The organism is Streptococcus parasanguinis, assembly GCF_031582885.1.
In the GTDB taxonomy this organism is placed as follows: Bacteria; Bacillota; Bacilli; order Lactobacillales; family Streptococcaceae; genus Streptococcus; species Streptococcus parasanguinis_M.
The window spans coordinates 1,826,745-1,841,073 of the sequence record NZ_CP133988.1 but is presented as its reverse complement, the minus strand read 5'-3'; the positions used below and the strand labels follow the sequence as shown (position 1 = coordinate 1,841,073).

Sequence of the window (14,329 nt, the reverse complement as noted above, 5' to 3'; positions counted from 1 at the left end):
GTAATAAACTAGTTAGTAATAAAAATAGTGATTTAAATGTTCGGTTTTTTCTTTAATTTTCCTCGTATATATAGTATAATCGTAAGTAAGATTAGGAGGAAAGCGAAGGAATGAAGTAAAAGGTTCGGAAGAGAAAATGAAAGAACTTTTCCTGATAAATTTACATGATTTTACAGGAATCAACTTGAAAATTAAGTGATTTTATAGTAAAATAAAAACAAATAGAAAACGCTTTCAAAAGCAAAGAGGTGAGTATATGGATAGAAGCACAGACTTATGGACATTTGGAAGAGGGGATAATTTCCATCTTCAAGAGTACTTAGGAGCTCACAAGGAAACAAGGGGAGAACAAGAAGGCTTTACCTTCCGTGTTTGGGCTCCCAATGCTCAGGCGGTGGATCTGATTGGTGATTTCACTGATTGGGAAGCTCGTAAAATTCCAATGGTTCGTAATGAAGGAGGCGTCTGGGAAGTCTTCTGTTCCGATGCAAAAGAGGGGGATATTTACAAGTATTTGGTGACTCGACAAAATGGTCATCAGGTGCAAAAAATCGATCCTCTAGCGTTATGGATGGAAAAGAGACCCAATACAGGATCTATTATTAAGACCATTCCAGAGAAAAACTGGAAAGATGGTCTCTGGAGAGCACGCCGCAAAAAACTTGGTTTTAAGGAACGACCTGTTAATATTTATGAGGTTCACGCAGGATCGTGGAAACGTAATGAGGATCACAGTTCCTATACCTTCAAACAACTAAAGGAAGAATTGATTCCATATTTGGTGGAGATGAACTACACCCACGTGGAATTTATGCCAGTGATGGCTCATCCATTGGGCTTGAGTTGGGGCTATCAGCTCATGGGATATTTTGCACTCGAGCAGACTTATGGTAGCCCAGAAGAGTTTCAAGACTTCGTGGAAGAATGCCACCTCAACAATATCGGAGTGATCGTGGATTGGGTACCAGGACATTTCATTATCAATGATGATGCCTTGGCTTATTATGATGGAACACCAACCTTTGAATACCAGGATGAACATCGGGCCCATAACTACGGATGGGGAGCCTTGAACTTCGATTTAGGGAAGAATCAAGTCCAGTCATTCTTGATTTCTAGTTTGAAGTTTTGGATTGATACCTATCATTTAGATGGGATTCGGGTCGATGCTGTGAGCAATATGCTCTATCTTGACTACGATAGTGGTCCATGGACACCAAATATTGATGGTGGAAACCTCAACTACGAAGGCGTTCATTTCCTTAGACGGTTGAATGCGATTATCAAGAACGAACACCCAGATGTCATGATGATTGCAGAAGAAAGTTCTGCTGGTCAAAAGATCACGGGTCCTGAAGAAGAAGGTGGACTTGGCTTTGACTATAAATGGAATATGGGTTGGATGAATGATATCCTTCGATTCTACGAAGAAGATCCCATCTACCGGAAATTTGACTTTAACCTGGTAACCTTTAGTTTCATGTATGCATTTTCTGAAAACTTCTTACTACCATTTTCACACGATGAAGTGGTGCATGGTAAGAAGAGTTTGATGCATAAGATGTGGGGAGATCGTTACAATCAATTTGCTGGACTCCGTAACCTCTTGACCTATCAGATTTGCCATCCAGGTAAGAAATTACTCTTTATGGGTTCAGAATTTGGTCAATTTTTGGAATGGAAGTCAGAAGAGCAACTGGAATGGGGCAATCTAGAGGATGAAATGAATGCTAAGATGCGTCGTTTTACTTCTCAGCTCAATCATTTCTACAAAGAACACAAGGAATTGTGGGAGATTGATGATAGCTTTGATGGCTTGGAGATTATAGATGCAGATAACCGGGATCAGAGCGTCTTGTCTATGATCCGGAAAAATCGTAAAGGCGATCTTCTGGTGTGCGTCTTCAATATGGCACCAGTAGAACGCAAGGACTTTACGATTGGTGTGCCTGTATCAGCGGTCTATGAAGAAATTTGGAATACAGAATTAGAAGAATGGGGAGGTGTCTGGAAAGAGCACAATCCGACAGTTCAGTCTCAAGAGGGACTATGGAAGGATTATGAACAAACCTTGACCTTTACTTTGCCGGCTTTAGGAGCTAGTATTTGGAAGGTGAAACGGAAGGTTCGCAAAACGAAATCTAAAACATCAGATAAGAAATGACGATCGGTTGACTCTATGGGAGTCCAAGCTTTAAAAAGAGGAAGTAGTCAATGAAGAATGAAATGCTCGCTTTAATTCTTGCCGGAGGGCAAGGAACACGTCTTGGAAAATTAACCAAAAACATCGCAAAACCTGCGGTTCAATTTGGTGGGCGCTATCGGATTATCGATTTTGCGCTATCAAACTGTGCCAACTCAGGAATTCACAATGTTGGTGTGATCACACAGTACCAACCACTGGCCCTTAACAGCCATATTGGGAATGGTTCCAGCTGGGGCTTGGATGGAATCAATACAGGTGTGTCTATTCTCCAACCTTATTCAGCTAGTGAAGGAAATCGGTGGTTCGAAGGAACTAGTCATGCGATTCTCCAAAATATCGACTATATCGACAGCATCAATCCGGAATATGTCTTGATTCTATCTGGGGACCACATCTACAAGATGGATTACGATGACATGCTTCAAGCACACAAGGATAATAACGCAAGCTTGACTGTTGCCGTCCTAGATGTCCCTTTGAAGGAAGCAAGCCGTTTTGGAATCATGAATACAGATGCTAATAATCGGATTGTCGAATTTGAAGAAAAACCAGCGGAACCAAAATCTACCAAGGCTTCCATGGGGATTTACATCTTTGACTGGGCTCGTCTGCGCAATATGTTGGTTGCTGCTGAAAAGAGCGATATCGATATGTCAGACTTCGGTAAAAATGTCATTCCAACTTATCTAGAATCAGGCGAAAGTGTTTATGCTTATGAATTCAATGGCTATTGGAAAGACGTTGGTACAATTGAGTCTCTTTGGGAAGCCAATATGGAATATATCGATCCAAATAATGCCTTGGATAGTCGCGATCGTCACTGGAAAATCTATTCACGCAACCTCATTTCTCCACCGAACTTCTTTGGGGAACATGGCCACATCGAAGATTCTCTTGTCGTCGATGGTTGTTCGGTAGACGGTACAGTCAAACACTCCATCTTATCAACAGAAGCTCAAGTTCGTGAAGGAGCAGTTGTCGAAGATGCTGTCGTGATGAGCAATGCCATTATCGGTAAAGGAGCTGTTGTGAAACGCGCGATTATTGGAGAAGGCGCAGTCATTGCAGAAGGTGTCGTGATTGATGGAACAGAGAAAGTACAAGTTGTCGGTTACAATGAAAAAGTGGGGGTAGCAACAGATGAAGATTGATAAATATTCAGCCATTTTAGGAAATACAGTTGGGTATCATGATATGTCCACTTTGACCAGCCATCGTCCGGTAGCCTCCCTACCGTTTGATGGGAAATACCGCTTGATTGACTTCCCATTGTCTAGCCTTGCGAATGCTGGTATTCGTAGTGTTTTTGGGATTTTCCAACAAGAAAATATTAGTTCGGTCTTTGACCATATTCGTTCAGGTCGTGAGTGGGGCTTGTCTACTTTATTGAGCCACTATTACCTCGGAATCTATAATACTCCAGTTGAAAATACAACGGTAGGGCCAGAATACTACCAACAATTATTGACCTATTTGAAACGGTCTGGTTCCAACCAAACAGTTGCTTTAAACTGTGATGTTTTGATGAATATTGACCTCAATCAAGTTTTCCACTTGCATAATAGCGTTGACCGTCCGATTACAGTTGTTTACAAAAAGTTGCATCTTCAAAATATCTCTGAAGTCAATGCTGTCTTGAAAATTGATGAAACAGACCATGTTACAGAGCAAAGACTTTTTGATGGCAAGGATCCTGACGAAGTCTACAACATGTCAACAGATGTCTTTATTGTGGACACTCCTTGGTTGATTGAAAAAATTGAAGAAGAAGCCAAGAAAGAATACCCACAAAAATTGCGCTATATCTTGCGTGATTTGGCAGTGGAATACAATGCTTTTGCCTTTGAATATACAGGCTACCTTGCCAATATTCATTCAGTGGAATCCTACTACCATGCAAACTTGGATATGTTGGAAAACCAAAAATTCATGAAGCTCTTTTCACCAAATCAAAAAGTGTATACGAAAGTGAAGAATGAAGAACCAACGTATTATTCCAAGACTTCACATATTAAATCGTCTCAATTTGCTTCGGGTAGTATTGTAGAAGGAACCGTTGAACGCTCCGTTGTTTCACGTCGGGTACACCTTCATCAAGGTTCAGAGGTCCGCAGTAGTCTTCTCTTCCCTGGTGTTGTGATTCATGAAAATGCAATCGTCGAACATGCCATCCTGGATAAGGGTGTCGAAGTGGCTGCTGGTGTGACGATTCGTGGGACAGAAGAAGCACCTGTCGTGGTTAAAAAAGGAACGATTGTTACAGAGGATATTGTCTAATGAAACTATTATTTGTTGCAGCTGAAGGAGCACCGTTTTCTAAAACAGGTGGTTTGGGAGACGTTATTGGCGCTCTTCCTAAATCCTTAGCGAAAAGTGGTCATGATGTGCGCGTGATCCTCCCTTACTATGATATGGTAGAGGCCAAGTTTGGAGATCAAATCGAAGATGTCTTGCATTTTGAGACCAAGGTTGGCTGGAGAAGTCAATATGTTGGTGTGAAACGCATTGTGCGCGATGGCGTCACCTTCTACTTTATTGATAACCAACACTATTTCTTTAGAGGACATGTGTATGGTGACTTCGATGATGGCGAACGCTTTGCCTTCTTCCAGCTCGCGGCCTTAGAAACGATGGAACGAGTTGACTTCATTCCAGATGTTCTTCATGCCCATGATTACCATACGGCGATGATTCCTTTCTTGCTGAAGGAAAAATACCGTTGGATTCAAGCTTATCATGGAATTAAAACAGTATTGACTATCCATAATTTGGAATTCCAAGGTCAGTTCGACCCAGGAATGTTGTGGGACCTATTCGGAGTTGGATTTGAACGCTATGCAGATGGAACGCTTCGGTGGAATGATTGCCTGAACTGGATGAAAGCTGGTATTCTATATGCTGACCGTGTAACAACCGTTTCTCCTAGCTATGCGCATGAGATTATGACTGCTGAATATGGTTGTGGCTTGGATCAGATCCTTCGAATGGAGTCTGGCAAGGTGACCGGAATTGTTAACGGGATTGATGCAGATCTGTATAATCCTGAAACGGATCCACTCTTGACGTATCACTTCAGTCTCTCAGATCTTTCAGGTAAAGCAGCTAGCAAACGAGCTCTTCAAGAACGTGTCGGTCTACCTGTTCGCGATGATGTTCCTTTGTTTGGGATCGTCTCTCGTTTGACACGTCAAAAAGGCTTTGACGTTGTGGTAGAAGAGTTGCATCAACTCTTGCAAAAGGATATTCAGATTGTCTTGCTCGGTACAGGAGATCCTGGATTTGAAAATGCCTTTGCTTGGTTTGGTCAAGCCTACCCAGATAAACTTTCAGCGAATATCACATTTGATGTCCAATTGGCCCAAGAAATCTATGCAGCGTCGGATGTCTTCTTGATGCCAAGCCGTTTTGAACCGTGTGGTCTTTCTCAAATGATGGCCATGCGTTATGGAACCCTTCCTTTAGTGCATGAAGTCGGCGGACTTCGAGATACGGTCCAACCGTATAATGCTGTTGATGGAAGTGGAACAGGCTTTAGCTTCAATAATTTGTCTGGCTATTGGTTTAACTGGGCAGTTGATGAAGCCTTGGCTGTCTACTACAATGACAAACAGGCTTGGTATGGTCTGCAAGAGCAAGCTATGACGCGTGACTTCTCATGGGATACGGCTAGTCAACGATACAATGATTTGTACCAATCCTTATAAATAGATCTATAATACAAACGCCTTTCGAGGCGTTTTTTGTGTTGCTTTCTTCCTATAAAGAAAACGGTTTATTTTTTTGAGTTATAGAGCTTGCTAAAATAGAAGAAAAAAGATAAGATAGGTAAAGGTAAAAAATCCCGGGAAGGTTCTTATTTCTGGAAAGGATCCCATCCTCTCTAAAAATAATCAGGTCCCTGCTCGAGGGTTAAATATTACTATATAGGAATTTTAGGATGAAAAAAGCGAAACAAACGTTTGAAAAAATGACCAAATATTCGATTCGGAAATTAACTGTCGGTGTTGGTCCGGTGGCCATTGGAGCCTTTTTATTAGGAGGAAGCCTGTTAGGGGCTCGTCCTGTCCAAGCAGATCAGGTGACCCTACCTGCTCATGTGCACTTAGGATATGTGACAGAAGAAGAGCTGACCGCTGAAGAAAAAGCACAGGTGATTCATGCAATCCCTGAAGAGTATCAAAATGAAGATACTTTCTATCTCGTCTATAAGAAGAAGGAAGCAACTCAGTCGGTTCTTCCTCAAACAGGAAGTCAGGAAGTTGGCCTCTTTGGCCTAAGTTTAGCTACAGCTTCCTTTGCGGTCCTCTTACTCTCTAAAAAGCACCGGAAGAAGGTCATGGGCGTCCTTTTGATTGGAGCTATGGGACAAAGTCTTCTACTTCCAGTTGAAGTCGCAGCCCTACAAAATCAAGTTTTGCGTGCCTATAATCAGGATCTTGCGATCGCATCGAGCAAAGATCTTGCAAATGGCGTGATTCAAATTGACGGTTATGACTATATTGGTTATCTGCGCTACCCGTCAGTCCAAAAGACGAGCTTACGAGAGCCAAAGGCTATGCAGGAAACGAAACCTTCTGTAGAAGGAACGATCAAAACAAGTACAGGTATTCCACAAGTGGAAGCACAAGCGCGTGTGACCCCAGAAGTCTCTCCAGCCTTTCCTCAAGTTGAAAAACCAAGCCTGGAAGTCTCTACTGAGCCTGTGCCATTTGAAACTGTCAAACAAGCTGATCCTACATTACCTAAAGGGCAAACCAAGGTGCTGACTGCTGGTCAAAATGGGGAGCGGACCCTATTGACAGAAGTGAGTGTGGTAGATGGACAAGAAGTTCGCAGAGTCGTTGAAAGCAAGGTCACTAAAGAACCAGTTTCACAAATTCTTGCTGTTGGGACAAAAGAAGATGCCCAACCAACCCCTCAACCCAATCCTTCTCCAGTTGTAACGGCTAAGGGGACACAAGAAGAAGGTCATGTCGGTGAAGCTCCTGTTCAACCGGAGAAGCCAACCTATACAGGTGTGGTGGAAGCTAAGGGAACACAGGAAGAAGGCCATATCGGCGAAGCTCCTGTTCAACCAGAGAACCCAGCCTATACAGGTGTGGTAGAAGCTAAGGGAACACAGGAAGAAGGCCATGTCGGCGAAGCCCCTGTTCAACCAGAGAACCCAGCCTATACAGGTGTGGTGGAAGCTAAAGGGACACAAGAAGAAGGCCATGTTGGCGAAGCCCCTATTCAACCGGAGACCCCAACCTATACAGGTGTGGTGGAAGCCAAGGGGACACAGGAAGAAGGCCATGTTGGCGAAGCTCCCGTTCAACCGGAGAATCCAACCTATCAAGTTACGGAAGGGACAGTAACAGAGACAGAAACGGTAATCCTTCCATATGAAACAGAGTATGTAACGGACGCCAATCGTTACACCGATGAAGAAAGCCTCCTTCAAAAAGGAGAGGCTGGTAGTCAGGAGATTCGTCGTGTTTATAAGACGGTCAATGGTGAGAAGATTGGAGAGCCTCTCAGTACGACAACTGAAACGGTAAAAGCTCCTGTGCCAGAAAAAATTAGTCGTGGGACTAAGGCGATTGAAGGCCAAAAAGAGGAAGTTGCTTTTGAAGAAATTCCATTTAAGACGGTAACCGAACAAGATGCTACCTTGCTAAAAGGAACCGAAAGGGTTTCTCAAGCCGGTAAAAATGGGAAGAAGAAAATCACCAAGGTCTACAAGACCATTAAAGGTGTCAAAACAACGGATGCTCCTACAATTTCCGAAGAAGTGGTAGAACAAGCGCAAGATCAGATCATTCAACAAGGGACAAAGGAATTAGACAAGCCAACCTTGACCTTGACCAATCTTGATCAGGAAGTGTTGAAGCGCAGTGCTAAAGCTACTTATCGTTTGGATAAACCAGACGGTGTGACCATCAAGTCTATCCAGGCTGTATTGAAGAAGGGCGATCAAGTGGTGAAAACTTTTGCCCTTTCAGAGACGGACTTAGCAGCTGCCTTAGCGGACTTAGACTACTACAAGGATTATACGCTCGCAACGACCATGGTCTATGACCGTGGAAATGGGGATGAAGAAGAAGTTCTCAAGGAAGAACCACTGAGAATTGATCTTAAAAAAGTTGAAATCAAAAACATCAAGGAAACCAGTCTGATTAGCGTGGATGACCAAGGTCTTGAGATCGATAGCAGCCTCTTGTCTGAAACACCATCAGATGTGAAGCCTTACTACTTAAAGGTCACTACCCATGATAATAAGGTTACAAAACTAGCCGTTGATAAAATTGAAGAAGTAACGGTAGATGGCGTGACCCTCTACAAAGTAACAGCCAAAGCTCCTGATCTCATCCAACGGACTGCGGACAACCAGTTCAGTGAGGACTATATCCACTATATTGCGAAACCAAAAGCACATGAAGGTGATGTCTACTACAATTTCAACGAACTTGTAAAAGCCATGCAAGCCAATCCGACTGGAACCTTTAAACTGGGTAGCAATATGAATGCGGCTAATGTCCAGCCAGCAGGGAAATCCTATGTGACCAATGCCTTCAAGGGAATTTTGGAAAGTACGGATGGAAATAAATTTGCCATCCATAACATTACAAGACCATTATTTGGAAACATCGAAGGTGGCTCGGTTAAGAATCTCTTGCTTGAAAATGTCAATATTGACCTACCTGGGACAGATCGAGTAGCACCAATCGCAGGTGTCATCAAAAACAATGCAACTGTTGAAAATGTTAAAGTAACAGGAAGTGTTGTTGGGAACAATGACGTAGCAGGGATCGTCAATAAAATTGATGGTAGTGGGAAGGTCAGCAATGTTGCCTTTATCGGGAAACTGCACGCTACTGGCAACAAAGGTGGCTATCTAGCGGGTGTTGTTGGTGAGAACTGGAAAGGTGTCGTTGAAAAAGCTTACGTTGATGCTGAAATCACTGGGAACAAAGCCAAAGCTGCAGGTCTCGTTTATTCCTCTCAAAATGGTGGAAATAACCACACAGTGGGTAAAGAAGGGGTTCTCAGAAACTCCGTTGCTAAAGGTTCAATTGAACTCAAAGAAGCAGTTCAGTCTGGTGGATTACTAGGGACCAACTGGGCCTTGGGGACTATTGAAGACAACATCACCATGATGAAAGTCAAAACGGGTGAGATGGTCTTTGGTCACTCAGATATTGACGCAGATGATTATTTCACCTATTCAAGAACCAAGCGCAATTACAGTGTGGAAGGCGTGAGTGAAGGGAAGAAAACCTTTAACAACTCCCGTAAAATCCCTAGCATCTCGCTGGCAGAAGCTGAGCAGAAAATCGAAGCAATGGGAATCACTGCTGATAAATTCACCAGCAGGAAACCAATTGAAGATACGCTCAATCACCTTGTTAGCAAAGACGATCAATACAAGGCTATCACTGCTTACGATGCGACTCGTGAGCTAGCTTACCGCAATATTGCTAAATTGCAACCATTCTACAACAAAGAATGGATTGTCGACCAAGGGAATAAATTGGCTGCAACGAGTCCTCTCTTGACCAAGGAAGTCTTGTCTGTGACTGCTATGAAGGGCAATGATTTTGTTACTGAACTAGCTGATGCTGATCACATCCTGATCCATTATGCCGATAAGACAAAAGATATCTTTAGCATTTCACCGAAAGAGTCTAAAGTCAAACAAGTCAAAGAGTACAGTGTGGCGGAGCTCGGTGAAGTGGTCTATACGCCAAATATGGTGGACAAAGACCGGAGCGATCTCATTGGTGCGATCGTTGAAAAATTAAGCCCTGTCGAATTACAATCAGATCCAATCTACACACATCTTGGTCGAACAGGTCCTAACAAAGTCAATGCCATTAAGAACCTTTACCTTGAAGAAAGCTTCCAAGCAGTCAAGGATAATCTGACTCACTTTGTCAAACAACTAGTTGAAAACCAAGATCATCAATTAAATACAGATGAGGCTGCCAAACGGGCCCTTATCAAGAAAGTTGATGACAACAAGGCCGCTGTTCTTCTTGGTTTGTCATACCTCAATCGCTATTATGGAGTGAAGTTCGATGATGTCAATCTCAAACAGCTCATGTTGTTCAAGCCAGATTTCTATGGGAAGAATGTTGATGTCTTAGACCGCTTGATTGAAATTGGTTCAAAAGAAGACTACATCAAAGGGACTCGTACCCACGATGCCTTCCGAGAAGTCGTGGCTAAATCGACTCTTTCTGGGAACCTAAATGACTTCTTGAAGTACAATATGGAGCTCTTCACAAAAGAGACAGACTTGAATGATTGGTTCATTAAAGCAACCAAAGACAATGTCTATATTGTGGAGCCTGAGACGACCAATCCAGCTTTCGCATCTGCTAAGCATAGAGCCTATGAGGGCTTAAACAATGATGTTCACGGTAAAATGATCTTGCCACTCTTGAACTTAAAAGATGCCCATATGTTCTTGATTTCAACATACAATACCATGGCTTATAGTTCCTTCGAGAAATATGGTAAGAACACGGAAGCAGAGCGGAATGCCTTCAAAGCGGAAATTGACAAGGTGGCGAAAGGGCAACAAAATTATCTCGATTTCTGGTCACGTCTAGCAACGGATAAGGTTCGCAATCAACTCTTGAAGAGCAATAATATGGTGCCGACCCCTGTCCTTGATAACCAAAACTACAAGGGCATTAGTACAGACCGTTACGGCCATACCAACAGTGGCAAAGATGTCGCTCCAATCCGTGAATTGTATGGTCCAACCGATCGTTACCATGCGACAGATTGGCGCATGGGAGCTGTGGCGCGAATTTACGGAAACCCATATAAAGACGACTCTGTTTTCTTCATGGTGACCGATATGATCAGTGACTTTGGGGTCTCTGCCTTTACCCACGAAACAACGCACGTCAATGACCGCATGGTATACTTAGGTGGTTGGAGACACCGAGAAGGAACCGATATCGAAGCCTTTGCCCAAGGCATGTTACAAACGCCATCCGTATCCAATCCAAATGGGGAATACAAGGCCTTAGGTATCAACATGGCCTATGAACGTCCAAATGATGGGAACCAATGGTACAATACCAATCCAAATGATTTGAAGTCACGTGACGAAATTGATCGGTATATGAAAGGCTATAACGACACCCTCATGCTTCTGGATTACCTAGAAGGAGAAGCTGTCCTCAACAAAGGCAGTCAAGACTTGAACAATGCATGGTTCAAGAAGGTTGATAAACAATACCGAGGGGCTAACACCAAGAATCAATTTGATAAGGTACGTCCTTTGAGCGATGAGGAAAAAGCGATCACCTTACATTCAGTAGATGATCTCATCACCAACAACTTCATGACCAATCGTAGTCCTGGAAATGGAGTCTATAATCCATCTGACTTTGGCTCCGCCTATGTGACGGTACCGATGATGACAGGGATCTATGGTGGAAACACCAGTGAAGGGGCTCCTGGAGCCATGTCCTTCAAACACAATACCTTCAGACTCTGGGGTTACTATGGCTATGAAAAAGGCTTCTTAGGCTATGCTTCAAACAAGTATAAACAAGAATCCAAACAAGCAGGTCATGCGACGCTAGGGGATGATTACATCATTCAAAAGATTTCTGATGGGAAATTCAGTACCCTTGAAGACTGGAAGAAAGCCTACTTCAATGAAGTGGTAACCAGTGCCAAAAATGGACTTCAGGCTATTGAAGTGGATGGGACTACTTATAGCTCTTATGAGGACTTAAAACAAGCCTTTGCAACTGCGGTTGAAAAAGATCAGGCCAGTTTGAAGAATGGTTCTGTCAAATTTGACAATACCCTTGCCTTGAAAGAAAAAATCTTTAAGAAATTACTGCAACAAACAGACAGTTTCAAAACGTCTATCTTTAAATAATCGAATTCTCTCATCTGCTGAGCAGGTGAGAGTTTTTTAGAAGAAAAAATGAATAGAGGTGGACAAAGCGTCTAAAAATTAAAAGAAATCAATCGTAGATAGGAAAAATTATCATATTAAAAAAATAACGTAATTTCACTAAAACGCTTACTTTGCTAGGAAATATTTGACTATTATATCTTTTAGGAGTAAACTAAGGAGGTAAAATTTATAAAAGGAGAATTCATCATGAATTTAACATTTTTAGGTCTTTGTTTAGCCTGTTTTGGTGTATCACTGGCAGAAGGTTTGATGATGAGTAGCTTATTGAAATCTGCGTCTCGTCAACCAGAAATTATCGGTCAATTGCGTAGTCTTTTGATCCTTGGTGTTGCCTTTGTCGAAGGTACTTTCTTCGTAACCTTGGTTATGGCCTTTATTATCAAATAGACGCTTCTATTTTAGAAAAGGAGGTGTCAAACCTTGGAAGAAAGTATCAATCCAACGATTACTCTTGGACCTGTATCTTTTAATTTGACCCTACTTGCTATGACCCTGATTTCTGTTTTCGCCGTTTTTGGCTTCATTTATTGGGCCAGTCGAAAAATGTCGATCCGACCAAAAGGCAAACAAAATGTGCTGGAATACGCATATGACTTTGTCGTAGGCTTTACAAAAGGAAATATTGGGGAACATTACATAAAGGACTATTCCTTGTTCTTGTTTGTTCTTTTCCTCTTTCTTTTAGTAGCCAATAACATTGGATTGATGGCTAAAATCGAAACGACCAATGGTTACAATTTGTGGACATCACCAACCGCTAACCTGGGTTATGACTTTGCCTTTTCATTTTTGATCACCTTAATCGCCCATGTAGAAGGAATTCGCCGACGTGGTGTGAAGGAATATTTAAAGGCTTTTGTGACACCTGGATTTATGACCCCCATGAATATTTTGGAAGAATTAACGAACTTTGCCTCCTTGGCACTTCGGATCTTCGGAAATATCTTTGCGGGTGAGGTATTAGCAAGCTTGCTCGTGAACTTATCACACCAAGCTTTCTATTGGTATCCAGTTGCCTTTATTGGTAGCATGGCATGGACTGCATTTTCAATTTTTATTTCATGTATCCAAGCCTATGTGTTTACCATGTTGTCATCAATCTATATTGGTAAGAAAATTAATGGCGAAGAGTAAGTAGAGGAGGAGTAGAAGAATGCATGTATCAATGAGTGAAATTATTGGTAACTTTATTCTCATTGCTGGTTCCTTCCTATTATTAATCTTTTTAATAAAGAAATTTGCATGGAACAATATCAATGGAATTTTAGAAGCGCGTGCCAAAAAGATTACAGATGATATTGATGGAGCAGAATCAGCTCGTCAAAAAGCTGAGGAACTAGCAAGTAAACGTGAAGAAGAGTTGGCAGGTAGCCGCAAAGAAGCTGCGTCTATCGTCGAAAATGCAAAGGAAACTGCAGAAAAGAACAAATCTCAGATCCTTTCAGAAGCCACTCAAGAAGCAGTACGTTTGAAAGAAAAAGCGCAACAAGAAATTGCGCATAACAAAGAAGAAGCATTGAACAGTATCAAAGGCGATGTGGCAGATCTCACTGTCAATCTTGCCGGCAAATTGTTGAGTCAACAGCTGGATGCTGAAGGTCAACGCCAACTGATCGATCGCTATCTTGATGAATTAGGAGAAGCCTAATGGACAAAAAGCAACTGATGGTGATTGAGAGATATACCCAGCCTTTTGTTCAATTGGTCTTTGAAAAAGGAGAACAAGATCTAGTCTTTGAAAAATTGACCCAAATCAAGGCTATTTTTGAAGAGACTGGACTTGCTAACTTCTTAGCTCATATCGGTGTAGAGGATGAAGAGAAAGCAAAAAGTCTAAGACTTTTTCAACCCTCTGATTCACAATTACTCGACCATTTGATTGAAGTGGTTATTCTCAATCATCGTGAAGCCTTATTTTATGACATTGTAACGATTTGTTTGGATCAGATTCAACTGTTGAGCAACGCTTTTGTCGTCACTGTTACGACGGTTGCTGGTTTGGATCCTGTTCAAGAGCAAAAGCTAATCCCCATTATCGAAAGAAAATTTGGGATTCAAGTTCGCTCGATCCAACAAAAGATCGATCCAGATTTAATTGGTGGCTTTGTCGTGACAGCCAATCATAAAACGTTGGATACCAGTCTCAAACACCAATTGCAAGTTATAAAATCTAAATTGAAATAGAAAGT

General features: G+C 42.1%; 9 protein-coding genes. All 9 read left to right on the top strand.

Translation table 11 applies throughout. The features are described 5' to 3' along the window. The first annotated feature begins 256 nt into the window (after positions 1-256). The 9 genes from glgB (at position 257) to RDV49_RS08820 (ending at position 14,324) form a co-directional block, all read left to right on the top strand. Positions 257-2,164, top strand: a complete 1,908-nt coding sequence (gene glgB / locus RDV49_RS08860) for a 1,4-alpha-glucan branching protein GlgB (protein ID WP_003006417.1) — start codon at positions 257-259, stop codon at positions 2,162-2,164. Positions 2,165-2,214: 50 nt separating this feature from the next. Beyond that, on the top strand, positions 2,215-3,357 hold the full coding sequence (locus tag RDV49_RS08855) for a glucose-1-phosphate adenylyltransferase (RefSeq protein WP_003006420.1): 1,143 nt from the start codon (positions 2,215-2,217) through the stop codon (positions 3,355-3,357). After that, positions 3,347-4,483 carry a glucose-1-phosphate adenylyltransferase subunit GlgD gene (gene glgD / locus RDV49_RS08850; protein WP_003006422.1) on the top strand — a complete coding sequence of 379 codons (1,137 nt, stop codon included), beginning with the start codon at positions 3,347-3,349 and terminating at the stop codon, positions 4,481-4,483. The genes RDV49_RS08855 and glgD overlap by 11 nt, the downstream gene beginning before the upstream one ends. After that, a complete protein-coding gene (gene glgA / locus RDV49_RS08845; RefSeq protein ID WP_003006424.1) occupies positions 4,483-5,910 on the top strand; it encodes a glycogen synthase GlgA in 1,428 nt (475 codons plus the stop codon). The genes glgD and glgA overlap by 1 nt, the downstream gene beginning before the upstream one ends. 233 nt (positions 5,911-6,143) lie before the next feature. Next, complete coding sequence (locus tag RDV49_RS08840) at positions 6,144-12,098, top strand: ZmpA/ZmpB/ZmpC family metallo-endopeptidase (RefSeq protein ID WP_003006430.1); 5,955 nt, start codon at positions 6,144-6,146, stop codon at positions 12,096-12,098. A gap of 228 nt (positions 12,099-12,326) precedes the next feature. After that, the gene (locus RDV49_RS08835; protein WP_003006433.1) at positions 12,327-12,527 is read left to right on the top strand and encodes a F0F1 ATP synthase subunit C; all 201 of its coding nucleotides are present in this window, start codon (positions 12,327-12,329) and stop codon (positions 12,525-12,527) included. Positions 12,528-12,560: 33 nt separating this feature from the next. Next, a complete protein-coding gene (atpB, locus tag RDV49_RS08830; RefSeq protein ID WP_003006436.1) occupies positions 12,561-13,274 on the top strand; it encodes a F0F1 ATP synthase subunit A in 714 nt (237 codons plus the stop codon). Positions 13,275-13,293: 19 nt separating this feature from the next. After that, the gene (gene atpF / locus RDV49_RS08825; RefSeq protein WP_003006439.1) at positions 13,294-13,788 is read left to right on the top strand and encodes a F0F1 ATP synthase subunit B; all 495 of its coding nucleotides are present in this window, start codon (positions 13,294-13,296) and stop codon (positions 13,786-13,788) included. Further along, on the top strand, positions 13,788-14,324 hold the full coding sequence (locus tag RDV49_RS08820; RefSeq protein ID WP_003006441.1) for a F0F1 ATP synthase subunit delta: 537 nt from the start codon (positions 13,788-13,790) through the stop codon (positions 14,322-14,324). The genes atpF and RDV49_RS08820 overlap by 1 nt, the downstream gene beginning before the upstream one ends. Positions 14,325-14,329: the final 5 nt, after the last annotated feature.